Source organism: Plantactinospora sp. KLBMP9567, from assembly GCF_033446045.1.
Classification (GTDB): domain Bacteria; phylum Actinomycetota; class Actinomycetes; order Mycobacteriales; family Micromonosporaceae; genus Plantactinospora.
In genome coordinates, this window is the sequence record NZ_JAWQRR010000020.1 from 192719 (window position 1) to 215698 (window position 22980).

22 protein-coding genes, 1 tRNA gene and 1 pseudogene are annotated in these 22980 nt (G+C 70.2%); 10 read left to right on the forward strand and 14 right to left on the reverse strand.

Features of this window, described 5'->3' with window-relative positions:
- Positions 1 to 28: 28 nt before the first annotated feature.
- The 4 genes from R6Y94_RS15905 to R6Y94_RS15920 are packed head-to-tail and all read left to right on the forward strand — an operon-like array spanning position 29 to position 4309.
- Positions 29 to 985, forward strand: coding sequence for a UbiA prenyltransferase family protein (locus R6Y94_RS15905; protein WP_318396624.1), 957 nt, complete (start codon positions 29 to 31; stop codon positions 983 to 985).
- Entirely contained in the window at positions 982 to 1995 is a 1014-nt protein-coding gene (locus tag R6Y94_RS15910) for a glycosyltransferase family 2 protein (RefSeq protein ID WP_318396625.1), read from the forward strand. The genes R6Y94_RS15905 and R6Y94_RS15910 overlap by 4 nt, the downstream gene beginning before the upstream one ends.
- Positions 1992 to 3050, forward strand: a complete 1059-nt coding sequence (locus R6Y94_RS15915; RefSeq protein ID WP_318396626.1) for a glycosyltransferase family 2 protein — start codon at positions 1992 to 1994, stop codon at positions 3048 to 3050. Before R6Y94_RS15910 ends, R6Y94_RS15915 begins: the two co-directional genes overlap by 4 nt.
- Positions 3047 to 4309, forward strand: coding sequence for an endonuclease/exonuclease/phosphatase family protein (locus R6Y94_RS15920; protein ID WP_318396627.1), 1263 nt, complete (start codon positions 3047 to 3049; stop codon positions 4307 to 4309). The genes R6Y94_RS15915 and R6Y94_RS15920 overlap by 4 nt, the downstream gene beginning before the upstream one ends.
- A 194-nt stretch (positions 4310 to 4503) precedes the next feature.
- Here the strand turns inward: R6Y94_RS15920 and R6Y94_RS15925 are convergent, their stop codons facing one another.
- The 4 genes and pseudogenes from R6Y94_RS15925 to R6Y94_RS15940 form a co-directional block, all read right to left on the reverse strand.
- Complete coding sequence (locus R6Y94_RS15925) at positions 4504 to 4803, reverse strand: muconolactone Delta-isomerase family protein (protein ID WP_318396628.1); 300 nt, start codon at positions 4801 to 4803, stop codon at positions 4504 to 4506.
- A gap of 145 nt (positions 4804 to 4948) precedes the next feature.
- On the reverse strand, positions 4949 to 5704 hold the full coding sequence (locus tag R6Y94_RS15930; RefSeq protein ID WP_318396629.1) for a 4-carboxy-4-hydroxy-2-oxoadipate aldolase/oxaloacetate decarboxylase: 756 nt from the start codon (positions 5702 to 5704) through the stop codon (positions 4949 to 4951).
- The gene (locus R6Y94_RS15935; RefSeq protein ID WP_318396630.1) at positions 5701 to 6435 is read right to left on the reverse strand and encodes a PIG-L deacetylase family protein; all 735 of its coding nucleotides are present in this window, start codon (positions 6433 to 6435) and stop codon (positions 5701 to 5703) included. Before R6Y94_RS15935 ends, R6Y94_RS15930 begins: the two co-directional genes overlap by 4 nt.
- 638 nt (positions 6436 to 7073) lie before the next feature.
- A pseudogene (locus tag R6Y94_RS15940) lies at positions 7074 to 7346 on the reverse strand (alkanesulfonate monooxygenase); the annotation flags it as partial.
- Here R6Y94_RS15940 and R6Y94_RS15945 point away from each other — a divergent pair.
- Positions 7332 to 7931 carry an ATP-binding cassette domain-containing protein gene (locus R6Y94_RS15945; RefSeq protein ID WP_318396631.1) on the forward strand — a complete coding sequence of 200 codons (600 nt, stop codon included), beginning with the start codon at positions 7332 to 7334 and terminating at the stop codon, positions 7929 to 7931. The pseudogene R6Y94_RS15940 and the gene R6Y94_RS15945 sit on opposite strands and share 15 nt — an antisense overlap.
- 122 nt (positions 7932 to 8053) lie before the next feature.
- Here the strand turns inward: R6Y94_RS15945 and R6Y94_RS15950 are convergent, their stop codons facing one another.
- Positions 8054 to 8602 (reverse strand): NAD(P)H-dependent oxidoreductase, encoded by a 549-nt coding sequence (locus tag R6Y94_RS15950; RefSeq protein ID WP_318396632.1) that lies wholly within the window; start codon positions 8600 to 8602, stop codon positions 8054 to 8056.
- A gap of 454 nt (positions 8603 to 9056) precedes the next feature.
- Positions 9057 to 9317, reverse strand: a complete 261-nt coding sequence (locus R6Y94_RS15955; protein WP_318396633.1) for a hypothetical protein — start codon at positions 9315 to 9317, stop codon at positions 9057 to 9059.
- Positions 9318 to 9651: 334 nt separating this feature from the next.
- On the opposite strand from R6Y94_RS15955, the gene R6Y94_RS15960 reads away from it, so the two are divergent.
- The 3 genes from R6Y94_RS15960 (at position 9652) to R6Y94_RS15970 (ending at position 11347) form a co-directional block, all read left to right on the forward strand.
- Positions 9652 to 9735: transfer RNA gene (locus R6Y94_RS15960), tRNA-Leu, on the forward strand.
- Between the two features lie 116 nt (positions 9736 to 9851).
- Entirely contained in the window at positions 9852 to 10325 is a 474-nt protein-coding gene (locus tag R6Y94_RS15965) for a hypothetical protein (protein WP_318396634.1), read from the forward strand.
- Entirely contained in the window at positions 10322 to 11347 is a 1026-nt protein-coding gene (locus R6Y94_RS15970) for a site-specific integrase (protein WP_318396635.1), read from the forward strand. Before R6Y94_RS15965 ends, R6Y94_RS15970 begins: the two co-directional genes overlap by 4 nt.
- 98 nt (positions 11348 to 11445) lie before the next feature.
- Here R6Y94_RS15970 and R6Y94_RS15975 read toward each other — a convergent pair whose 3' ends face one another.
- The 3 genes from R6Y94_RS15975 to R6Y94_RS15985 all read right to left on the reverse strand — a co-directional run bounded on the left by R6Y94_RS15975 (position 11446) and on the right by R6Y94_RS15985 (position 13932).
- Positions 11446 to 12414, reverse strand: a complete 969-nt coding sequence (locus tag R6Y94_RS15975; RefSeq protein WP_318396636.1) for a site-specific integrase — start codon at positions 12412 to 12414, stop codon at positions 11446 to 11448.
- Positions 12415 to 12521: 107 nt separating this feature from the next.
- Entirely contained in the window at positions 12522 to 12968 is a 447-nt protein-coding gene (locus R6Y94_RS15980) for a hypothetical protein (protein ID WP_318396637.1), read from the reverse strand.
- A gap of 307 nt (positions 12969 to 13275) precedes the next feature.
- The gene (locus R6Y94_RS15985) at positions 13276 to 13932 is read right to left on the reverse strand and encodes a hypothetical protein (RefSeq protein WP_318396638.1); all 657 of its coding nucleotides are present in this window, start codon (positions 13930 to 13932) and stop codon (positions 13276 to 13278) included.
- 886 nt (positions 13933 to 14818) lie between these two features.
- On the opposite strand from R6Y94_RS15985, the gene R6Y94_RS15990 reads away from it, so the two are divergent.
- The gene (locus tag R6Y94_RS15990) at positions 14819 to 15019 is read left to right on the forward strand and encodes a hypothetical protein (protein WP_318396639.1); all 201 of its coding nucleotides are present in this window, start codon (positions 14819 to 14821) and stop codon (positions 15017 to 15019) included.
- A gap of 790 nt (positions 15020 to 15809) precedes the next feature.
- On the opposite strand, the gene R6Y94_RS15995 is transcribed toward R6Y94_RS15990, so the two are convergent.
- On the reverse strand, positions 15810 to 16121 hold the full coding sequence (locus tag R6Y94_RS15995; RefSeq protein ID WP_318396696.1) for a hypothetical protein: 312 nt from the start codon (positions 16119 to 16121) through the stop codon (positions 15810 to 15812).
- Positions 16121 to 17326 carry an IS110 family transposase gene (locus tag R6Y94_RS16000; protein ID WP_318396697.1) on the reverse strand — a complete coding sequence of 402 codons (1206 nt, stop codon included), beginning with the start codon at positions 17324 to 17326 and terminating at the stop codon, positions 16121 to 16123. Before R6Y94_RS16000 ends, R6Y94_RS15995 begins: the two co-directional genes overlap by 1 nt.
- Positions 17327 to 17989: 663 nt before the next feature.
- Here R6Y94_RS16000 and R6Y94_RS16005 point away from each other — a divergent pair.
- Entirely contained in the window at positions 17990 to 18598 is a 609-nt protein-coding gene (locus R6Y94_RS16005) for a pentapeptide repeat-containing protein (RefSeq protein ID WP_318396640.1), read from the forward strand.
- A 6-nt stretch (positions 18599 to 18604) separates the two neighbouring features.
- Here R6Y94_RS16005 and R6Y94_RS16010 read toward each other — a convergent pair whose 3' ends face one another.
- The 3 genes from R6Y94_RS16010 to R6Y94_RS16020 are packed head-to-tail and all read right to left on the reverse strand — an operon-like array spanning position 18605 to position 22904.
- A complete protein-coding gene (locus R6Y94_RS16010; protein ID WP_318396641.1) occupies positions 18605 to 20320 on the reverse strand; it encodes a carbamoyltransferase C-terminal domain-containing protein in 1716 nt (571 codons plus the stop codon).
- Positions 20317 to 21720 carry a radical SAM protein gene (locus R6Y94_RS16015; RefSeq protein ID WP_318396642.1) on the reverse strand — a complete coding sequence of 468 codons (1404 nt, stop codon included), beginning with the start codon at positions 21718 to 21720 and terminating at the stop codon, positions 20317 to 20319. The genes R6Y94_RS16010 and R6Y94_RS16015 overlap by 4 nt, the downstream gene beginning before the upstream one ends.
- Positions 21699 to 22904, reverse strand: coding sequence for a radical SAM/SPASM domain-containing protein (locus R6Y94_RS16020; RefSeq protein WP_318396643.1), 1206 nt, complete (start codon positions 22902 to 22904; stop codon positions 21699 to 21701). Before R6Y94_RS16020 ends, R6Y94_RS16015 begins: the two co-directional genes overlap by 22 nt.
- Positions 22905 to 22980 lie beyond the last annotated feature (76 nt).

The window sequence follows — 22980 nt, forward strand, 5'->3', positions numbered from 1 at the left end:
AGGTGTCTCCTGCTGATCGGGGTCGAGGGTGACCGCCGTCGAGACCGCCGTACCGGCCAGCCCGGGGCGCAGCCTCCGGGTCCCCCGGCTCGCCCGGCAACTCCTGGTGCTGACCCGACCCGGCCACGCGGTCAAGAACCTGCTGGCCGTACCGCTGGCGCTGCTCGACACGCCACTCTGGACCGGGTCGGCGGTGCTGCGTACCGGCTGGGCGGTGCTGGTGTTCACGGTGGCCGCATCGACGATCTACGTCGTCAACGACATCGTCGACCGCCGGCTGGACCGTACCCATCCGGTCAAGCGGAACCGCCCGGTCGCCGCCGGCCTGGTCCCGGTCCCGCTGGCCTGGCTGCTCGCGGTCGGGCTGGCCGGGCTGCTGCTGGGGCTGGTGCTGGTCGGCCCCGAACTGCCGTGGTGGCCGCTGGTCGGCTACCTCTGCCTCAGCGTCGCCTACAGCCGGTGGCTCAAGCACCTGCCGATGCTGGACATCTGCGTGGTCGCCGCCGGCTTCGTGCTGCGGGTCCTCCAGGGGTACGCGGCCACCGGGGCGCCGCCGTCCGGGCTGCTGCTCACCGCCGTCTTCGCCGGCTGCCTGGTGTTGATCCTCGGCAAGCGGCGGCACGAACTGGCCGCCGCCGGTTCGGCGCACCGGCCGGCACTGGCCGGCTACAACGTGCTGCTCGCCGACCACCTGCTCGGGCTGAACACCGCGCTGGCCAGCACCACCTTCCTGCTCTACCTGAACACCGACGCGCCACTCGGGCACTGGCGCCCGGTCACCCTCGCCGTAGTGGTGCCGCTCGGTCTGCTCGCCGCGTTTCGCTACCTCCAGGCCGTACTGGTCCGGCAGGCCGGCGGTGACCCGATCCAGGCCCTGCTGCGGGACCGGATGATCGTGGCCAGCGCCGTCCTGATCGGCGCCACGCTGACCCTGGCGGAACTCGGTGCCCGCTATCCCAACCTGGTGAACTGGATGGACTCATGAACAGACCGCTCGTCTCGGTCATCGTGCCGAACTACAACTACGCCAGGGCACTCGGGCTGTGCCTCGGCGCGCTCCGGGCCCAGACCTATCCGAACCTGGAGCTGATCGTGGTCGACGACTGCTCCACCGACGACTCGGTCGCGGTCGCCGAGTCCTACGGGGCGCGTGTGCTGCGTACCCCGACGAACTCCGGACCGGCGGCAGCCCGCAACCTCGGCGCGGCGAACGCGCGCGGCGAGATCCTGTTCTTCGTCGACTCGGACGTGGCCGCCAAACCGGACGCGGTCGCCAACGCGGTCGAGCTGCTCACCGCCGACCCGCAGATCGGGGCGATCTGCGGCAACTACGACCCGGTGCCGCTGGTCCGGGACAGCCTGCTGGAGGAGTACCGCTGCCTCCAGCAGTCGTACTGGCTGATCGCCGACGAGGGGCGGATCATGACCCTCTACACGGCGCTGCTGGCGATCCCGGCCCGGGTCTTCGCCGAGATCGGGCCGTTCAACCCGAGGCTGCGGGAGACCGAGAACGCGGACTACGGAATGCGGCTCGCCCAGCGGTACCAGATCTGGCTCTCCCCCCGGGTGCGCGGCGTGCACGACCACGACGCCGACCTGGGCGTGCTGATCCGCAAGGTCTTCACCCGCACCGCGCTGCACATCCCGATGTACGCCCGCAAGCCGGAGTTCCCGGGCGGGCTGAGCAGCGGGCCACGCGCCTGGGTCAGTGTCGCCGCCCTGCTGACCGTGCTGACGTGCGCGCTGCCGGTGCTGTTCGGCCCGGCGTTCCTGGCGGTGCCGCTGGCGACCCTCGCCGCCTGCCTCGCCGGTGACCTGCCGATGTACCGGTTCGTCCGCCGGGAGCGCGGCGTGCTGTTCCTCGGCTACTTCGTCGCGATGCACTTCTTCCTGAACCTGGTGATCGCGGTCGCCGCGATCTCCGGGGTGGCCGCCTGGCTCGCCTCGGGCCGGTTCCGTGGACTCTACGACCGGCCGGAGGTGGCCACCCGATGACGGTGAACGGTACCCGGCCGGACGACGGCCCGCTCGTCTCGGTGATCGTGCCGAACTACAACTACGCCGAGTCGCTGGACCTCTGCCTGCGGTCGATCCTGGACCAGACGTATCCGAACGTCGAGATCCTGATGGTCGACGACTGCTCGACGGACCAGTCGGTGGCGGTGGCCGAGGCGCTCGGCGTACGGGTGGTGAGCACCGGCCGCAACGGCGGCTGCGGCCGGGCCCGCAACATCGGCGCCGCGCACACCAGTGGCGAGCTGATCTGCTACGTCGACTCCGACCTGGTGCTGGCCCCGGACGCGGTGACGAACGCGGTACGGCTGATCCTCGGCGACCGGCGGATCGGCGCGGTCTGCGGGATCGAGGACCCCGAACCGCTGCTGCACGACACGGCGGTGGCCCGGTACCGTGGCCTGCAATATCACTACTGGTCGATCAGTTCGGAAGGTGACGTGTCGTTCCTCTTTCCGGCCGTCTGCATGCTGCGCCGGCACGTCTTCGAGGAGATCGGCCCGTTCAACCCGGGGCTGCGGCACACCGAGGAGGTCGACTACGGCTACCGGTTGAGCCGCCGCTACCGGCTGGTACTCACCTCGCTGGTCCGGGGCCGGCACGACCACGACCACGAGCTGCGCGGGCTGCTGCGCAAGCTGTTCCACCGGGGACGGCTGCGGATCCCGCTGTACGCCCGGGCCCGCCGGTTCGGGCAGGGCTTCGAGACCGCCGCCCGGGCCTGGGGCAGCCTGGCCGCGTTCGGCGTACTGCCCGCGCTGGTGGTGCCGCTGCTGCTCGGCCCGTGGGGGCTGGTCGTCCCGGCCGGGCTGCTCGCCGCCTCGCTGGCCTGCGACGCCGGCATGTACGCCTTTGTCCGCCGCCGGCACGGCATACCCTTCCTGGTCTTCTTCGCCGGGCTGCACTTCCTGGTCAACGTCACCATCACCGCCGGGGTCGCCACCGGCGCGGTGCAGTGGCTCGCCTCCGGCACGTTCCGCCGGCTCTACGACGCCTCGTTCCCGGTCGACCCGACCCCGCTGCGGGGTCCGGCGTGACGATCGCCGCTCCCGGCAGCGACGGGCTGCTGTCCGGAGGGCCGACCACCGGCACTCCGGGCGCCGCCGACGCACCGGAGACCGGCGCCACCCCGGCGTCCAGCGCCACGGTGTCGGCCGGCAGCACTGCGGCGGTTGGCGGCACCGAATCGGTGGGCAGCACACCGTCGGCCGGTGCGGAGCCGGCGGCCGACGGTGCCCGGCGCGGCTGGCGGTGGTGGCTCTACACCGGACTGGTCGCCGCCGGGGCGCTCTGGCTGGCCTTCACCGTGGCGCACCTGGTGCTCAGCGGTCGGTGGTGGCTGTGGCTGGCGGTCGACGCGGTGCCGCCGCCGGCCTTCCTCGGCGTACCGCTGCTGTTGGCCGGGGCCGCCGCGCCGTGCCGCCGGTCACGCCGGCCGGTGGCACTGCTGGCCGCCGCCGCGCTGCTGCTCGGCGGGCCGCTGTCCGGGCTGAACCTGCGCGGGCTCTCCGGCGGTGACGGGCCGGCCCCGGCCGACGCGGTCCGGGTCTTCGGTTGGAACACCGGATACTGGGACGAGGGCGGCCAGACCGCCGGGATGTACGCACTGCTCCGGGCCGCCGATGCCGACGTCTACCTGCTCCAGGAGTACTGGTACGAGCACTCCGCCGGGCCGGGCGAGGCAGAGTTGGCCCGGCTGCGTGCCGAGTTCCCGGGCTTCCACGTCGCCGTCGCCGGCGAGTTGGTGACGCTGTCCCGCCATCCGATCCTGCGCCGGCTACCGCTGGACGCCCCGGACATGCCGCCGCCGCTGTGGGGCACGACGGAGCAGTGGCGGTACAAGGTGCTGCGTACCGATCTCGACCTCGGGGCGGGGCGGGTGCTGTCGGTCTACAACCTGCACATGCCGGTGCAGTTGGTGCCGGACCACAGCCCGCTGGGCGGGGAGTTCTACCGGGTGATCCGGCAGCAGCACGCGCAGCGCGAGCCGCAGTGGCGGGCGCTGGCCCGGGACGTGGCGGTCAATCCGCATCCGATGCTGCTCGCCGGTGACCTCAACACCAGTCCGGCAATGGGCGACCTGACCAAGCTGCCCGACCGGCTGCGAGACGCCAGCTACGCGTCCTCGGCGCGCTATCCGGCGACCTGGTCGGACGGGTCCGGCTGGCCGCGCTGGTGGCGGTTGGACTGGGCTTTCGTCTCGGCGGCGGTCCGGGTGCACTCCTACCGCTTCGGCGGGTCGACGAACGGCGCCTCCGACCACCGCGCGCAGCAACTGGTGATCTCGCTGCGGTAGTGCGCCGACCCCGTGGTTCTACTGAGCCTTTTCAACCTGGACAGCGCGGTGCGTCGCCCCGACTCCCACCTGCGGCCACGACGAACCGCGGGGGAGGTTGAAAAGGGTTCACTGTTTGGCGACGGAGTCGTGCCAGGGAATGACGAGTCGTTTCGCGGTAGTGACCGCCCTGTCCCGTCGGGTAGAGAGACCTGTCAGGTAGAAAACAGGGACGTTGCGCTCTCCCGCGGGTGCACCGCCAGCGGTTGGATCTCGATCTCCAGCCACCGGAACATCGGCAGCGACGACAGCGCGTCGTGCAACACCGTGGCGTCCTCGGCCCCGTACAGCCCGATCGCGTGCTGGGTGCCTGGCACCCGCCACAGCCGGCGCAGGATGCCCGCGTCCCGCAGCTGCTGCGCGACCTGGCGCTCGGGTGGGCGCAGTTCCTCGCGGAGCCGGCGGGACTCCTCGTCGGCCGGCATCCGGTTGAGCTGCCGTACCAGAAACTCCATTCGGCGGTGGCCCCCGGTGCGGCTCGCCGCCCGGCGGTCGCGGGAGTCCGCGGCCGGCCGGGCGGGGCGAGCATGAGCTGGTCGGGGCGAGCATGAGCTGGTCGGGGCGAGCATGGGCTGGTCGGGGCGAGCGGTCCGGTACCGGTCAGGCCGGGCCGGTGGACCCGGCGCCGGTCGCGGCCGGGTCGGCACTGTTGGTCGCCGTGCCGCCCTGCTCGGTGGCGTCGACGTACCGGACGCCCAGCCGGTCCAGCAGTGGGCGGAGGTTGTACATGTCCAGCCCCAGCACGCCGTCGGCGAGTTGCCGGCGCTTCTCCTCCTCCTTGGCCTCGCGCTCGGCCCCGGCCGCAGCGACCTCCCGGGCCCGTTCGCGGGGCACCACCACGATCCCGTCGTCGTCGGCCACGATCACGTCGCCGGGGCGCACGTAGGCGCCGCCGAGCACGATCGGGACGTTCACCGAGCCCGGGCTCGCCTTCACGGTGCCCTGTGCGGAGACCGCCCGGGACCACACCGGGAAACCCAGCTCGGTGAGCGCAGCCACGTCGCGGCAGCCGGCGTCGATGACGAGGCCGAGGACGCCCCGGGCCCGTAGCGAGGTGGCCAGCAGTTCGCCGAAGGCACCGTCCGTGTTGGGCGAGGTGAAGGCGACCACGAGCACGTCGCCGGGCCGGGTCTGTTCGACCGCCGCGTGGATCATCAGGTTGTCGCCCGGTTGGGCCGAGACGGTGACCGCCCGGCCGGCGATCCGGGCGCCGGGGTAGATCGGCCGGAGCAGGTGCCCGAGCAGCCCGGTCCGGCCCTGGGCCTCGTGCACCGTCGACACGCCCTGCCGGGCGAGCTGGGCCACGGCGTCGGCCGGCGGTGCGGCGTCGGTACGGACGATGACGTGGCCGGTCACAGCAGCTCGCCTCCGACCACCGGGAAGACCCGCTGGTACGCCTCGGCGTGCGTGATCGACCGGTCGCCGCCGTTGCGGACCGCCTGCACCCCGCGCCGTACGCCGAGATCGGTGTAGTACGCGACCAGGTGCCCCTGGGCGCCCATGATCCGCATCGCCTCGACCTTGCGCTCGAAGACCGGGCTGATGTCCAGCAGCAGGTTCGGCACGAAGCCGCACTGCTCGGGCTGGTGCGGCTCGAACTGCAACACGTTCGGTGCGCCGATCGGCCGGCTGTCCCGGTCGTGCCCGGCGGCCTGGGCCACCATCCGGGCCCGGAGCACGATCTCGTGGGTCAGCGCGTGGTCCAGGTTGTACGGATCCTTGGTCGGATGGGTAATGATCACGGCCGGGTTGACCCGGCGGATGGTCGCAACGACGCTGTCGTAGAGGGCGTCCGTGGCCCGCAGCGGGTAGTCCCCGGCGTCGAGGAACTCGATCTCGGCGCCGAGCACCTTCGCCGCCCGGCCCGCCTCGTCGCGTCTCGCCTCCTTGACCCGCTCCAGGGTCATCCCGGGCTGCTTCCACAACCCCTGGGATTCACCCTTCTCACCGAAGGTGAGGCACAGCACGTGGACCTGCTGGCCCCGGGACGCGCCGAGCGCGATGGCGCCACCCGCGCGCCAGACAAAGTCGGCGGCGTGTGCGCTTACCACGAGGATCGGACCCCGCCCGATCGGAGACGCTGTCATCGACAATCCTTTCCGAGCGGTTCCGCGAGTACGTCGGTACGTCCCCGAGCGGAAGCCGCAATGCTTGTCGGAGGCAGACCGATCATAGGTGCGGGCAACACTATTGCCAACAACATTGTGAACAATCGCGGCCGGCGGGGCGTACCCGAAGTCGCCGGAGTGCCGACGGGGACGGACGATGCCCGGATAGGCGACGGAACGGTTTTCCGAAACGGTGGCACAGGCGCCGGGAACGTCACGGCCGCTATCCGGCGACCACCCGGCACCCTCCCCCGGCACACCACGACGAGCGGAAACCCGGCCGCCGGCGACCCCGCCGATCACCCGCCGGACGGCGTGCACGCGGCGGACACTGCCGGCCCGCTCATCCACCGGCATGCGCCCGCCGCCGGTCGTGGGGGGGGCCCCCCGCGCGGGCCCCCCGGGGGGGGGGGGGGGGCCGGGGGGCCCCCCCCCCCCCCCCCCACACCCCCCCGGCCGGCCCCCGCCGGGGGGGGGCCCGGGCGCCGGCCGCGGCCCCCGAGGCGGGGTCGGCCGGACTACGGGCGACCAGCGATCGCTCACCGGCCGGCGCCGCTCGGGGTGCCGGCGGTGCCGTTCGACGTCGAGGCCGCGACCGGCACCTCGGCAACCGGTGCCTACGCGTCACCGGCCGGATGCTGCCACAGCCCGCGCCGGCGCAGGATCGGCAGCACATCCTCGCCGACCCGGTACGCCTCCTCCAGGTCCGGATGTCCGGAGAGGATGAACTCGGTGATGCCGAGGGCGTGGTACTCGGCGATCCGGTCGGCCACCTCCTGGTGGCTGCCGACCAGTGCCGTACCCGCACCCCCGCACACCAGCTCGAACCCGGCCCAGAGGTTGGGCGACACCTCCAGCCGGTCCGGGGGACCGCCGTGCAGCGCGAGCAGTGGCCGTCTCACCCGGCACGCCGGGCCCCGGAGTACGGCAGCGGGTCGCCGCCGCGCTCGCCAAAGGCCGGGCTCGCCGAGCGCGGCCGGGCGTGGCCGGCCGGACTCTCCGGCGGCCCGGCCCGGCGGGCCGCCTTCGCGAGGGCGCTGGTCCGCGAGCCGGTACTGATGCTGCTCGACGAGCCGTTCGGCGCGCTGGACGCGCTCACCCGGCTGAAGATGCAGACCCTGTTCGGTCGACTGCACGCCGAGCACCGCTTCGCCGCGCTGCTCGTCACGCACGATGTGGACGAGGCACTGCTGCTGGCCGACCGCATCCTCATAGTCGACGACGGACGCATCGTGGAGGACGCACCAGTACCGCTGAGCCGGCCCCGTGCCCCCGGCCCATCCCGGCTTCGGTCCGCTGCGCCGGCACCTGCTCGACCGGCTCGGCGTACGCCCGGACCAGGACGGCGGCGCGGGGACCTGACCGGCCGGTGCCCACCCTGCCGGCCGGTGATCGTATCCAGGACGGCGGCCCGGTCCGGCATGCCGGACCGGCCACCGCGACCGCGACGCGCCCGGGCATGCCCGGACCGGTGACGGCGACGCGCCCCGGCATGCCCGGACCGGTGACGGCGACCGGCGTGCCCGGACAAGTAGGGCGGTGATCGGGCGGCCTCGTAGACGTCGGATCGGAGCCGGCCCGGCGGCGAACCGATGCGTCAGGCTCGGACGGGCAGCGTGGCGGCATAGCCGGCGGCCAGGTCCGGGTCGTCGAGGCTGGACTCCGGCACCGCCAGGCCGGGTCGCACCTCGGCGCCGAGCTCGGCGAGCAGGCCGCGCAGGTGCCGCTCCGACTGGGCGGCCTGGGCCGGGGTGGCGCCGACGGTGACCGGCACCGCAACCACTCCGGCCAGCCCCTGGTACGGCAGATGGTCGAGGATGACCTTCAGCACTCCGGTGTAGCTGCCCTTGTAGGTCGGGGTCGCCACCACCAGGACCCGGGCCGCCCGCGCCGTGGCCACGCCGTCCGCCAGCCCGGAATCGCCGGGTACCAGCAGGGCCGGCCCGTACTCCGCCAGGTCGAGAACGACCGGCGGCGTGGCGCTCTCCCGCCGGACCATCTCCTCGGCCACCGAGATGGCGAGCCGTCGGGTACGCGACCCAGGTCGCGGGTTGCCGGAGATGACGACGACCACGTGTTCCTCCGTCCGGCGCCGGGTCCAGCGCCTCCCGGTGGCCGGTGTCGCCCGGCCGTGCACAGCGGTCACCCTGACGCCGGATACGGCCACCCGGGTCGATCGGGGTGTTGGTGCGCAGACGTTCAGTGACCCTATCTATCCGATAGGTACTCGGGATGCCCACCAACAGAACCACGGACATGATCAGGAACCGTCCGCCGGCCTCCTCCCGGCCAGGCCGGTGGCCGTCGAGCTGCCGGCGGTCGAGGTGGCCGCACACGTCGCCGCCCCCCACCCCTCGGCCGGACCGGGCAGAGCCGGTGGGCATCTTCGCCACCGGTGGGGGCCGGCCGACTCACGGCACCAGCCCCGGTGGCCGGACCGTCCGGGACGCCGCACTCGACGGCGGCTGACCTGGCTGCCTGGCGGATGTTGAGCGGATCGTGCCCGGCGCCCGCACGATCACGCTCGTCGAGCCGGCGGCCAGCAGGCACGTGAGACATCCCATGATCGTCGCCATTGACGCACCCCTCAGCACCGAGGGTTACCCCGTCGGCGTGGTCGCGTCGCCGCCCAGGCGGTCACACCGACAGGGCGGCGGTAACGTCGAGTTCGACCAACTGGCCGGGATAACCGAGTTGAGCCACCCGAGCAGGGTGCTGGCGGCGGTGAACGCCGGGGCGAGCGGGGATGCCTGGAAGCGTCGCCAGACCTCGGCAAGCACGTGCCGGTCCGCGCTGACGACATAGATCACGGTGCGGAGCACGTGTGCCGGGCCCGCACCCATCGAGCCAAGCGCGGTCATGGTGTTCACGGCGACCTGATCCGCCTGTGCGCCGACCTCGCCCGGACGACCAGGTCACCTCCGGCGTCCAGCGGGCACTGCCCCGCCAGATAGGCGGTACTCCCGCCGGGACGACCGTGACATGGCGGTGACCCGGAGTCACATGCAGGCCGTCCGGGTTGCTGCGGGAGATCGTCATGTCGCCGATTCTGCGGATAGCCGAGTCCAGGACGGCTAGGGGTATGCCGCCGTGCGTGATCCACCGGTGCCGTGTACAGTTGTCCCCCGTGCGGCGCCGCAAGCGACCAACGGGCGAGATCATTCGCCTCGGCCGTCTTTAGGCGACGCAGTGCAGGTCCGGGTGGCGGAATGGCAGACGCGCTAGCTTGAGGTGCTAGTGCCCGTATAGGGCGTGGGGGTTCAAGTCCCCCCTCGGACACAGATTTTACGCATCGGTGCGCAATCCCCGTGTGGGTGTTCAAGTCCCCTTGAACACCCAGTTCATTGTGTTTCATCACTGTCGGTAACCGGCGCGCTGGGGCGCAGGTGGTCGCGATGACCACGTCCGTGCCGCCGGTGGTTCCCAAGTCGATTCCCCGAGGTGCTGCTGCCGACCCGGAGACACCGGGCCGCACTCGACAGCCACTTCCCGTGCCGGCCTCGGATGCCCAGTTCGCGCGAGCGACCGACACCGTCTACGCCTTGAGTGCGGTCGACAAGCGCGGTCGGATCGGTGATCGCAGCATCGTCCAGGTACTTGGTTGGGCGCCGGGAACCCGCCTGGACATTCGCGAGCGGGCCGGGATCATCATGGTCCGCGCGGCCCTCGACGGCGTCCACCGCATCGACAGTCGCGGCTACCTGGTCCTGCCGTTGGCGGTGCGTCGGTGGTGCCGGCTCGCGGCCGGGGACCGGGTTCTGCTTGCCGCCGACCCCATCAACGGTGTGTTGGCGGCGCATCCCCTGGCGACGCTTGACCGGCTGCTGGCGGGCGCACACGAAGTCGTGGCAGGGGGTGAGGTGGCGTGAGTCAGAGCATCGCCATCCGGCCCGAGTTGGAGGCCGCCCGGCTGCTGCTGGAGCGGATGGGCATCTCCCCCGCCGACCTGCTGGAGGTCCGGCCGGCCCGTCCGCCGGCTCCGACGTTCGCCGAGTACGTGCCGGTCGTCGCCGCCGCGGTGTCGCCCGGCACCCGCAGGGCGTACGGCACGTACTGGAACCGGGTGGTGCAGGCATGGGGTGATCGTCGCATCGACGAACCCCGTCCTTCCGAGATCGAGCAGCTACGTGCCCAGATACAGGCCAACGTGGTGGCGCGACGCAACAACCGGGGCGGCCGGTCCGCGGCCGAGCATGTGGTGGCCGCGCTGCGCTGCCTGTACCGGCGGGCGGTGGCGGACGGGTACCTGGACGCGGCCGACAACCCGGCGTTGAAGGTGAACAAGCCACGCCGTCTGCCCAGCACCCGGCGGGCGATCGGCGATGCCCGCCTGGCGGAGATCAACGAGGTGGCGGTCAGCACGGGCGACGACCCGGGTCTGGACAGTTTGTTGATCCGGCTGCACATCGAGACTGCCTGCCGCCGCGCCGGGGCGCTGGCGCTGCGGCCACGGGATCTGGACACCGACGAGTGTCTGATCTTTCTGCGGGAGAAGGGCGGCACGTCCCGGTGGCAGCCGGTCTCCCCGACACTGATGCGGCACCTGGTGGCGCACCATGCGGAACGGGGTGACGGCGACCGGGACGGTAGCCTGCTGCGCTACCGCGATGGTCGGCCACTGACCTACCGGCGTTACGACCATCTGTGGGCGCGAATCGGGCAGCATCTGCGGTGGGTGCACACCCAGCAGATCAGTACGCACTGGCTGCGGCACACCACGCTGACGTGGGTGGAGCGCACCTACGGTCATGCCGTGGCCCGCGCCTACGCCGGCCACACCGACGGCGGAAGTGGCGCGACGGCCACGTATGTGCGGGCGACTCTGCAGGAGGTCGCCATAGCCTTAGCTGCCTTGACGGGTGAGGATCATCCGCTCGCCACGGAAACCTAGATCATCCGGTGGCCTCCCCCCATCCCGCGAGGGAGGCCACCGGTTCCTTTGCGGAACCGGCACCGCTGCGAGCCATCAGCGGTCCACGGCGGTGATGGTCATGCGGAAGCGGAATCGTCCGTGGCTGGACGATCGTGTGTGCTGCCCTGGGTTCCGGCCAGGGGGTGCAACTCGCCGGTGAGTGCGGCCAGGGCGGCGGCGACTTCCTGGACTTCGGCGCGCACGTAGGTCATGGTCGTGCCGACGTCGTTCCTGCCGCTGTGGCCGGCGTAGGCGCGGGCCACCGCGTAGCTGTAGGCGCGTTCGACCCAGGTCAGGGTGGTGTGCCGCAGCCAGTGGGTGCTGACCTGCTGCGCCGCTACCCAGGGCAGGTGGGTACCGATGCGGTGCCATAGGTGGTCGTAGCGACGGTAGGTCAACGGCCGACCGTCGCGGTAGCGCAGCAAGCTACCGTTGCGGTCGCCGTCACCCCGCTCCGCGTGGTGGGCCAACAGGTGCCGCATCAAAGTCGGAGAGACCGGCTGCCACCGCGATGTGCCACCCTTCTCCCGCAGATAGATCAGGCATTGCTCCGGATCCAAATCTCGTGGACGCAGCGCCAGCGCCCCACCTCGGCGGCAGGCGGTCTCCAGGTGCAGCCGGATCAGCAAGCTGTCCAGGTGCGGGTCGTTGCCGGTGGTTGCCGCGGTGTGGCTGATCGCGGCCAGTTGCGCCTCTGGGATGGCGCGTCGGGTGCTGGCCAGCCGTCGGGGCTTGGCAACCCTGGCTGCGGAGTTGTCGGCCTCTCGAATCAGACCATCCATGACCGCGTGCCGATAGATGCAGCGCATAGCGGCTATCAGATGTTCGGCGGCGGTACGACCACCGCGGGCGTTGCGGCGCACGACCACCTCGCTGCGGATCTCCTCGGCCAGCCGCTTAATCTCCAGCGGTGTCGGCTCAGTGATCCGCCGGGTGCCCCAATGCTGACAGATCCGTTGCCAGTACGAGTTGTATACCCGGCGGGTGCCGGGTGAGACCGCCTCGGCAACCTGCCATACGTACTCGTCGAACGTCGGCGCCGCCACCGGCGCTGCCGTCGCGTCGGCGAGCAGTTGGTCAGGGGTGATACCGAGCTGCTTCAGCAGGCTCCGTAGCGTCTCCAGCTGAGCAGCGCGCCGATCTGTTGGCCCGGTCATCGGCTGGCCCGGCTGTCGTCTGGCTGGCGGTAGCGAGCGATTATCTCGTCCACGGTGGCCACCGGGATCACCAGCAGTTCGTTCCGTCGCCGGTTCGCGACGACCAGCACTCGATCTTTGGCAGCGATGCGACACGCGCGGCGTACCGTCAGAGGCAGCCGCAGATGGCCACCGGGGTTCATCCGGACCGTACGCCCGGTGCGGGCCACCACGATCGGGCCAAGCGGGCCAGGCTCAATCGCCAACTCGACCGCATGCCCGGCAGCCCAACCCATGAACCTCACCGCTGACCGATCGGCCAGCCGCCCATCGCGGTCAACGGGCGTGACCACGCAGCGGATCCCAGTACCATCCGCAACGTTTGGCGGCTCCGGGATCGGCAGCCCCACCATGGGCCGCATCTCCGCGCCCATGCCCGTGTGCCGCGGCGATTCCAGCTTCATGTTCTCAAACGGTGCGTCGTCGACATCGCACCAAGCGGAGGAGCGGTCTCCTTCCGGTGCGGTAGCACCATAGCCTCCGACCTGTGTTAAATCGCAGCCGTGACCGCGGCGGGGTGTGGCGCACCGCGACGCGCCACACCCGACCTGTCGTGAGTCCCGGTCAGTCATGGCAGCCTCCTGGGATCGACGAGCGGGTCGACGTGGCAGGGCGTTCGCATGTCAGCCGGCGGCGACGTTCGGGGCCTGCGGCACCGAGCGCGGCGTGTGGCGTGTCGCAGTCAGTCGTCACGACTCCCGCTGGTGTAGACTAGAAGGTCGACGCTGTAGCTCGGACCGTTGTCGCCAGTGGACCAGTCCTGCCGCGCCGCCTCGGCCTCAGACGGGTGGCGTAGCAGAGGAGTTGTTCGCCGTCGACGGGTGCGGTGACCGCGACGATCTGCAGGACGTGGGTCAGGCCCGCGGCGCGGGCAGCCGGCAGGAGTTCGTCGAGGTACTCGGCATACGTCGTGCCGGGCTGACCCGGTGCCGCGGGACTGACGGTGGCGATGGCGCAGATGTCGCCGGTCATGATGAGCCGGAAGGCGGCAAACAGATCAGTGACCCTGGCGGACGTCCGGGTGGTGTGCGACGGTGGCCATCGCAGGACGACGAGGCTGACCGGGTCGGTGATCGTGTCGAGCTCGGCGATCATGCTGGGATCGGCGATGGCCAGGTACGAGCGGTACGTGCGCGCGGTGGCGTGTTCCAGGTACGGGTCGCTGTCGAAGTCGACGACCGCGTCGCCGCGCCCGGTGTACATGAGGATGAGTCGCTGTGCCAAGCGCGACGCGAGTCGGCTGCCGGCAGTGGCGGGTGCCGTGTCGTCGCGGTTGTCGAGCCGCCAGACGGCGATCGGGACATCGCCACCTCCGAGAACGGTGACGTGTTCTCGTGCCTCCTGGTCGGACAGGTTGGGACGGACCACGCCGCTGGGCGTGGAGTGAGGCTTTGCAATCATGTGCGGGTGGCCCCCGCGCTGACTGGCCGTGTTCGCACCTACAAATGGCCCTGCCAGACCGGCACAGACCATCCGCTCATGTCGTCGGTTACCCAACAGAATCCCAACAGGTCGGGGCTTGTCGGGGCGGCACCCGCCCAACAGGTCGCGCCGCGACGCCCAACAGGTCGTCGGCGTCGACCCAACAGCCGTGACTGTTGGCAAGCATCCGCTGTTAGCCAACAGCGAAAGCCGCTCCTGCTGTTGGCTACCCAACAGCAGGCATCGTGCGGCGGGCGACCAGACAGCAATAGCAGGGGGCAGCCATGCGGAGCCGGGGTTAACTGGTCGAGGCGGCAGGCGTTGACTCGGCAACGCATCGCCACGACCCAACAGGGATGACTGCAGTCCAACAGCGTATGGCCGCGCGAGCCCGTCGCTCCTGCCGACGGCGCGACTCAACATCTGGTCGCGGCGACCCAACAACGAGTGGCGCCGACCCAACAGCAAGTCGCTGCTACGGATACGACCCAACAGCGACGCACTGTTGGGTCGCCGTTGGGTCGCTGTTGGGTCGCTGTTGGGTCGTGGGTCCACGCCGGACGTTGTGTTGGCCACCCAACAGCGGACGTTCGTGGGCAAGACACCGGACCGAGAAACGGCCGGTGTCGGCGCCCCGGGGATCAGGGCGCGGCCGGCCTGAGTGGCCGTGTTCGCCCCCGATCACAGATGGTGGAAGGAGCGACCCCTGCCCCGATCCCTGGTGGGCCACCTCAACCCCATTCCGAGCCCCGCACGCGGGGCGGGAGGTGCCCGCCATGTTCCGCCGCAACGTCTACCGCATCCTCACCATCACGGTCACGGTCCTGTAACCGTGACCGGCTCGGCCCCGGCGTACGCGGCCGACCCGCGAATCCTGGCCGCGTATCCGCTGCCAGTGATCATCGGCAACATCACGTCCTGGATCGTCGGGCTGCTGGTCAGGGTCGCGACTCTGTTCCTGACCATCGGTGGCCTGCGCCGGCTGGCCGCCGGCGGCGACCCGACCGAGATCGAGATGTCAACTCCGCCCTAAGAACGCCCTCCTCGGTTACGTGCTAGCGGACCTCGCGCCGGTTCTGTTCGCGATCGTGCAGGGCCGGATCGGGGGCTGACATGGACGACTGGTTCGTCAAGCAGCTGATCAGCTCCATCCTCCAGTGGTTCGCCGAACCGGAGGTCGGCGTACTGAACGCCTGTGGGAACTGCTGTCGGCCACCGCGTTCGTCAGCCCTGACGTGACCACCCCGCCACAGGTCACCGCATTCGCCAGCACGTCGCTGGGCCAGTGCGGTTCGGCGGGCAGTCGCCGGTGCGGTGGCGGGCACCGCCAGAAATCGATCGGCGATCCCCAGCTCGTCCGCGGAGCCGACAACCCCCCGCGGCGATCCGGACTCGGTCGACCCAACAGCAACCCAACAAGACCCCGCGTAATCCAACAGACGCATTCGGCAACACTCGGATTCGAGGCCGCTCGTTCTCCAGACCGCTGTAGGCAGTACTCATACACCGTCGGCGGTAGGCAGCGAGGTTCCTCAGCGGCCCCCAGGGGAAGCCGCCGAGGTACCGCATCGCGTACGCTCAGCCACCATCCGGTCACCAAAGTGGAATCCCAGGCGACACCGGTCCGGTCCCGCTCTGCCGCCCCGGCCAGGATGTGGTCCTCGCATCGGCCACCGACCCGGCCAGTGCCCGGGCACCGTACTGCCGGGGCCAGGCCGACCACCCTCACCCAACAGCCCAGCTAGGAGCCGTCCTCTCCGCGAACAGCAAATCCCGACAGTTCCCTGAGGGGAACTCGCGGGGGGGTGTCCCTATGGGTTTGGTCAAGTCCCAGAAGGGGCCGACGTCAACTGATGGGTGAGTTCGTCGAGGCAGGTGGTGAGGTCGGCGGCGGTGGACATGTCGTAGTGGGTGCTTGTGACGGTGCCTGTGGAGATCTGGGCGATGTCGAGTTCGGCCTCGCCGCTGGTCCAGACGGTGAGTTGGGCCTCGCGGTCGGCGGTGGTGCAGATGATCCAGGCCGCTGACTTGTCACGGGTGGGCCCGCGATGGAGCTCCCATCGCACGCCTGCGTTTGCCCATTGCGCGGTGCGGGCGGTGACGGCGTCCGTGAAGTCGCCGAGGTCCAGGTCCATCACGTCGCTGATGCTAGAGCCGGCAGCGGCCGGGGCTGGTAAGGGATCTTGTCGCGGAGCATCGCGTGTAGGACGTCGACGCGGCGTCGGGCGAGGCAGATGAGGGCGGCGTTGTGTTTCTTGCCTTCAGCGCGTTTGCGGTCGTAGTAGGTGCGGGATGCGGGGTCGGCCAGGGCTGCGAACGCGGCGAGGAAGAAGGCGCGTTTCAACTGCTTGTTGCCGCCCTTGGGTGGGTGCTCGCCGCGGATCGAGCTGCCGGAGCGTCGGGTGACGGGGGCGAGGCCGGCGTAGGCGGCCAGGTGCCCGGAGCTGGCAAAGGCGGAGCCGTCGCCGACTTCGAGCAGGATCCGGGCGCCGGTCCTGACCCCGATGCCGGGCATCGAGGTCAGGACCTCGGCGAGAGGGTGCGCATCAAGCATCCTCTCGACCTCGCTGGCGACCTGGTCGCGTTGGCGCGACACGTCGCGCAGGGAGTCGGCGAGGCGGGGCAGGATCGTCTCGGCGGCCTGGCTGCCGGGGACGGTGACGGTCTGCTGGTCGAGGGCGGTCAGGATCGCCTCGACCAGCTTCGTACCCATGCGGGGCGCGTTCTTGACCGCGATCGAGGTGAGTTTGCGTCGGCCGGCCTTGCGCAGCCCGACCGGACCGCCGCAGCGGGAGAGCAGTTCCAGTACTGCCGGGTGCTGGATTTTGGGGCCGAGGACGCGTTCGAGGGCGGGGTGGATCTGGGTGAGCAGTCCTCGGATGCGGTTGGAGACTCGGGTGGCTTCGCCGGCGAGGTCGTCGTCGTAGCCGACCAGCATCTCCAGCTCGGCCAGGGTGTCGTCGCCGGTGTCGACCCGCCGCAGGGTGTGGGGCAGGGTGCGGGCCGCGTCCGCGATGACGTAGGCGTCGCGGGCGTCGGTCTTCGCGTTTCCGGGGTGTAGGTCAGCGATCCGCCGCATCGCCAGACCTGGCAGGTAGGCCACCTGATGCCCGCAGGCACGGGCGACCGCGACGGGCAGGGCGCCGATCGACGCGGGCTGGTCAACCACCACCAGGACCCGGCCGTGACGGCCGAGTTTGTCGAACAGAGCCCGCAGCCGGGCCTCGGTGTTGGGCAATGGCGCGTCGTGCAGCCGCTTGCCATCCGCAGCCAAACCGACCGCATGATGATCACCTTTACCGACGTCCAAGCCCAGGAAGACCTGGTAGTCGCCGTGCACCTCTGTCGCCTCCACAATCCGTTACGCGCCTCGGCCGGTCTGGGCGTCGGACTGCCGGCAGCCACGTTACGAAGAGACCTACCCCGAAAAGGGGCGGCCTGGTCCCTATCAGCGGTCCGCCGACGCCACCCGACCCGGCGACAACACCCCCCGGATCATGCGTACGACAGGGGCAGTAAGTCATACCGGGCCAGGCGACCGAGGGTCCCCGGCTGGGGACGATCAAAAAGGTAACGGGGGGGGAACGGAGGTCGGTGATCTTCGTGGTGCCCCGGACGAACGCGAGGGGTCGTGCTCTCTACGACCACCCCTCGCCGTACGCCCACTCACACCTGCATCGACATCTCGCACCGGCCACTGCCTCAACGCCCGATGGCCGTCGTCTCTTGGCCGCGGCTATCGGGGTGCTGGCCATCACCGGGCATACTTGCGAGCCGAGGCGCCGACGCGCGGTTGCCCATGTCGGACAGCCGAGGCCGCCGTCGCTCACTGGCGTTGGGCGGGCGCATTTGTAGGAATGGGTCCGGCGTGTGGACCGGCGCGTTGGACGATCACCTCGGCTAGCGTGCGGGGATGACTGTGCGGTCGTCCCGTCGTGGTGGTGTCGCTCGTTGGCGGGCGCCAGCGAAGCCCAGGCCGCCGTCGTCGCTGGACCTCGCAACTATGGATGACCACGCTCTGGACGACGAGGCGACGTTCCGACGACTCGGCTTTTTTGATCTGGACATGTCGGCGCAGTCCGCGGATGGCGTCGAGTTCGCACAGTGTCGCTTCAGGGGCTCGGACCTGAGCGGTGGCCATCTTGACGGTGGGACGTTCACTGATTGCCTGTTCGAGCGTACGAACCTGGCGAACCTGCGGGCGGAGAAGTCGTCCATGCTCCGGGCGCGGTTGTCTGCCAGCCGGATGACGGGGTTGCACTGGATCAATGGGGCTGTGCGAGACGTGACGATCACGGAGTGTCGGCTCGACCTGTCCTCGTGGCGGTTCACGGACTTCGCCAGCGTCGTGTTCGAGGGCTGCAACCTGACGCAGGCGGATTTTCAGAATGCGGATCTGAGTGGGGTGCGGTTCACGAACTGCGACCTGACGGCGGCCCAGTTCTCGCAGGCCACGATGGCGGGTACGCGGTTCGCCAACTGCAACCTGGCTGGGATCGGGGGCGTGACGAGCATGAGCGGGGCCGTCATCGCCCATCAGGATCTCATTGCTTTGTCGTACGCCCTGGCTGCGGCGCTGGATATCCATATCGAGGATGTCGGCGGCGAGTAGCGACGGTCACGTATCCTGCGGACGCAGGTCGGGGGCGTCTCTGCTGGCGAGGTAGGGGCCGACCTGCATGTGTCGCAGATCGGAACGGTCCAGAACGGCGAGCGCCTCGCCTGCGGTACGGACGATCGGGTGTCCGTGCAGGTTCAGCGAGGTGTTGAGCAGGACTGCGCGGCCGGTGCGGTGTTGGTAGGCGGTGAGGATGCGGGCGAGGCCGGTGTCGGCGTTGTCGGGGACGATCTGTGGTCGGCAGGTGAGGTCGGCCGGGTGCAGGGCGGCGATCATCTGCGGCACCGCTGCCGGCTGGGCGGGGAAGGCCATCATCATGTACGGGCTGTCGATCCGTTTGGGGTTGTCGAGGTAGTCGTGCTGGCGGCTGGCGAGGATCGCGGGGGCGAACGGCATCCAGAAGTCGCGTTGCTTGACGAGGCGGTTGAGTACGCGGGGCAGGTCGGCGTTGCCGGGGTCGGCGAGGATGGACCGGTTGCCGAGGGCGCGGGCGCCGAACTCCATGGGTCCTGCGCACCGGCCGACGATCTCTCCGCTGGCGAGGAGGTCGGCGACGGTCCCATCGATGTCGGACGGTCGTCGAACATTCCACTTGATGCCGCTGAGCGCCGCAGTGGCTTGTGCGTCGGTGACATCGTCGCCGAGGTAGCAATCGCCCAGCGGCTCAACTACGTCGTGACCGCCGACGTTCCTGCTAGTGAGGTAGAAGGCGCCGATGGGCAGGCTTTCGTCTCCGCAGGACGGGAACGCGGCGAACGTGCGGACCTCCGGTAGGGCGGCGATGCGCTGGTTGGCCTTGACGTTCATGAAGACGCCACCGCTGGCGAGGACGTCGGGGATGCTGGTGTGCTTGATGGCGGCGGCGGTCCAGGCGCAGAGCAGGTCTTCGGTGAAGCGTTGGAGGCCGGCGAACACATCGTCGAACCGGTGCCGGTGGAGCTGACGGCGGATGGCCGGCCAGGACTGTTCCAGACTGGCGCCCGTGTTGCGGACGAACCGGAGGCCGCTGGCGTCGAGAGTGAGGTAGCGGGCGTAGATGGCGGCGACTGCGGCGGCCCGGTCGGGGTTGGCGTAGGGCGCCATCCCCATGAGCTTGTATTCATCCTCGTGCGGGGTGAAGCCGTATGCGTGGGTGGTCCAGAAGTAGAGCAGGCCGACGGAGTTTCGTAGGTCGGTGCGGGCGATCTCGCGGTGTTGGCCGTTGTGCCAGAGGGAGACGGTGGCGCAGGCGCCGTCTCCGAACCCGTCGCAGGTCAGTACGAGGTACCGCTTACGGGGGTTGGCGCGAAGGCCGTAGTAGGCGGTGGCGGCGTGGGTGAGGTGGTGGTCGGTGAAGGTGACGGGCGCGGTGATTCCCAAGTCGGCCAGGTGTGCTCGGATCCGGTTCTGCATGGCTGGGGATTCGTCGGCGAGCAGCGCCATCTCCTGCTCTGCGCGGTCAGGGCGGTCGTGGAAGGCGGCAAGCCGGCGAAGGAACTCCTCGCGGGGGCAGTGCTCGGTGGAGCCTGATCGGGATCCGTAGGCGACGTGGGTGATGTCTTCGGGCTTGGCACCGAGCTGGTCGAGGCAGGCGGTGACGGCCTGGGTCGGGAAGCCCATGTAGCCCTTGATGCCGGTCAGACGCTCTTCTTGGACGCAGTACAGCAGCCGTCCCGCGCTGCCGATAGCCGCGGCCGAGTTCGCGCCGGCGTGAAGACCGAGAACGAGGTTCGTCATCGGGCGGCTCCGGTGGCGGTCGTGGTGGGGATGCCGAGGGCGGCGGTCAGCCATCGCCACTCCGCGATTTTCAGCTCGGCGAGGACCTTGATGTCGTCTGCCCGGTTCTCTGACAGCCGTGGCAGGACGGGTGTCACGTTCTGGACGAACCAGGCGGCGAGCGCATCGTAGAGGTCGGCGACGTCCGGTCTGGCGAAGCGGAAGGCACGACGAAACGGGGCGGCGTCAAGCAGGCCCGCGCCACGGATGTGCCGTTCGGCGACAGTACCGGGGATGACCAGGAGCCGGCTGCGGGCCATGAACTGCGGTATCCGGTGGCGGCCGAAACGTTCGATGGCGGCGAGTTCCAGTCGCAATCCTTCGATGCTCTGCCAGGGGTGCCAGAGGATGTAGCTGGCGACGGTGGTGATGCCAGCAACGTCCGCCGCCGCCACCACTTCATGGAGGTGACCGACATCTTGGCGTTTGCCGTACAGGCGGTGCAGCGTGTCCGGGTTGAAGGATTCGGCGCCGATCAGGATGACGTCGACGCCGGCCGCCGCGAGCACGGTCAAGATGTCCGGGTCCAGGGTTTCGCTGCGGATGTTGAGGCTGATCCTCAGCCGCCCGGTCAGGCCACGCTGGTGCAGCTCGTCGAGCAGCTCGGCCGCGCGTTGCGCACAGACGGCGCGGGTACTGCCAAAGTCGGAATCGGCGAACGCGAACCGGGTCGCGCCGGTCAGGTGATGCAGGTGTGCGATGTCGGCGACCGCCGCCGCCATCGGCAGCCGGGTCCAGCCGCCGCCGAGGTCGGCGTTGTAGGCGCAGAAGGTGCACCGGCTACGGCAGCCCCGGCTGGCGCTGACCGACACCACCGCGTCGGGCTGGTAGGGCACGTCCGCGTCGGTGAATGCGGTCAGCGGGGTGTGGCCGGTCAGATGGGCTGCGGCGTCGGCCATCACGGCGGACACTGTGGCGTTCTTGATCGCCGCCGGGTGCTGGCCGAGGCTGATGGTGTGGTCGACGGCCTGGTGGTGGCGCAGCTCGGTGGCGGCGCTGGTGGCCAGAGGACCGAAGCCGACGACCGGGATCTGGTGTCGGGCCCGGGTCGCGGCCAGCTCGTCGGCGATGCTGCGTAGTCGTGGCCCGTAGGCGTCGGAGGTCCACAGGTGGACCAGCAGCACGTCGAACGGCCCCTGCTTCGCGATCACGTCATCGAGGGCGGTGGCACGGCGGGCGCGGTAGTAGGCGTCGAGCAGCGTGCTGTGGTGACCGGCGGCTCGCAGATGGGCGTGCAGGGCGAGGGCTTCCCCGTCGACGTGGCGCTGTTTAAAGTGCAGCTCGGACAGGGCGGGCGCGTACAGCAACACCCGCGCCCGGGTACTCGGGGTCGGCTGGGTCAGCATTCGCAGCGCCGGCACGGGGTCGGCACCTCCCCCCGGAAGGCGGCGAGGATCGGCGAGGCGAACCAGACCTGATCCAGGTCGTCGGTGAGCAGGTTGCCGCACCGCTGTGCAGGATTCTCGACACCGAAGATGCAGGGGTAGATGTCGGCGCGTTGGTCGACGGCGAAGCCGACCGACCCGTTGCCACAGGGTTGCCCGGGGTTGACGGTCTCGATCTCGACCCGGTGCGCCTCGGCCAGGCGGACACACTCGGCGCGCAGTTCGTCCATGATCTCGGAGTCGGAGAGTGTCAGGTCACGGCTGGAGCGTCCGACGGGCTTCTGCGGAAAGAACTTGAACCGGCGGCACCCGTGCGCGATGCCGACCTGGACGACCTGCTCCAGCTCACCGATGTTGATCTTGTTGACGACGGTGTTGATGACCACGTCGCAGAACTCGCTGATCCGGTCGATCCCCGTCAGGGTGCGGGCGAAGGAGCCGGGGGCGCCGCGGATCAGCTCGTGGGTGGCCGGCGTGCCGCCGTCGAGGGAGACCTGCACGCTGCCGATGCGCAACCGGCGTAGCCGGGCGATGACGCGTTCGGACAGGACGGTCGCGTTGGTGCTGACCCCGAACCCCATCCCCCGGCCCAGGATCTCGTCGGCGATGGCGAAGAACCCGTCACGCAGGAGGCTTTCGCCGCCGGTGACGTAGATGTCGAGCACGCCGTAGTCGTCGAGCTTGCCTACCAGTGACAGCCACGTTGGAACGTCGAGGAGGAAATCGTCTGCTTGCGGGCCGCCGGAGCAGTAGCAGTGCAGGCAGCGCTGGTTGCAGCGGATAAACGGCTGTAGGTGGACCCACAGCGGTTTCAGCACCGGCACGGTGGGGGTCTGGGCGGCGATCCGCGACACGACCGCGTCGATGGCGTCCGTGTCGACCGGCATGGCCGGGCCGTCGACCGGCACGAGGATGCCTTGGGCGAGCAGTTCGGTGGCGAGGTGCGCCCATGCGGTCAGGTCGATACCCAGGCGGGACTGGGCGTGTGCCGCCTCGGCTTCACCGAGTTGAGGCGGGCGCGGGGTCTGGTGGAGCAGGGTGAGCGCCGTTGCGGTGGGCGGCAGTCGGTGGATGCGACGTGGGTTGGTGTTCCAGGCAAGGGCGCCGAAGTGTTCGTGACGCAGCCGAAGACCGGGCCGAAGGCCGGTGGCGGTGCTCACTGCGAGTGGGACCTGCGGTGGCGCTGGCATGGGCGACCTCCGGAAATCGGGTGCTGGGCGCCAGGGCGCCGGACGC

What these genes read in the sequence shown, in the direction of transcription:
- R6Y94_RS15910 (WP_318396625.1), top strand. Translation starts at nt 982, where the DNA reads ATGAACAGACCGCTCGTCTCGGTCATCGTGCCGAACTACAACTACGCC.
- R6Y94_RS15915 (WP_318396626.1), top strand. Translation starts at nt 1,992, where the DNA reads ATGACGGTGAACGGTACCCGGCCGGACGACGGCCCGCTCGTCTCGGTG.
- R6Y94_RS15925 (WP_318396628.1), bottom strand. Translation starts at nt 4,803, where the DNA reads ATGGAGTTTCTGGTACGGCAGCTCAACCGGATGCCGGCCGACGAGGAG.
- R6Y94_RS15935 (WP_318396630.1), bottom strand. Translation starts at nt 6,435, where the DNA reads ATGACAGCGTCTCCGATCGGGCGGGGTCCGATCCTCGTGGTAAGCGCA.
- R6Y94_RS15955 (WP_318396633.1), bottom strand. Translation starts at nt 9,317, where the DNA reads ATGACCGCGCTTGGCTCGATGGGTGCGGGCCCGGCACACGTGCTCCGC.
- R6Y94_RS15965 (WP_318396634.1), top strand. Translation starts at nt 9,852, where the DNA reads ATGACCACGTCCGTGCCGCCGGTGGTTCCCAAGTCGATTCCCCGAGGT.
- R6Y94_RS15980 (WP_318396637.1), bottom strand. Translation starts at nt 12,968, where the DNA reads ATGAAGCTGGAATCGCCGCGGCACACGGGCATGGGCGCGGAGATGCGG.
- R6Y94_RS15995 (WP_318396696.1), bottom strand. Translation starts at nt 16,121, where the DNA reads ATGGACCTGGACCTCGGCGACTTCACGGACGCCGTCACCGCCCGCACC.
- R6Y94_RS16005 (WP_318396640.1), top strand. Translation starts at nt 17,990, where the DNA reads ATGGATGACCACGCTCTGGACGACGAGGCGACGTTCCGACGACTCGGC.
- R6Y94_RS16010 (WP_318396641.1), bottom strand. Translation starts at nt 20,320, where the DNA reads ATGACGAACCTCGTTCTCGGTCTTCACGCCGGCGCGAACTCGGCCGCG.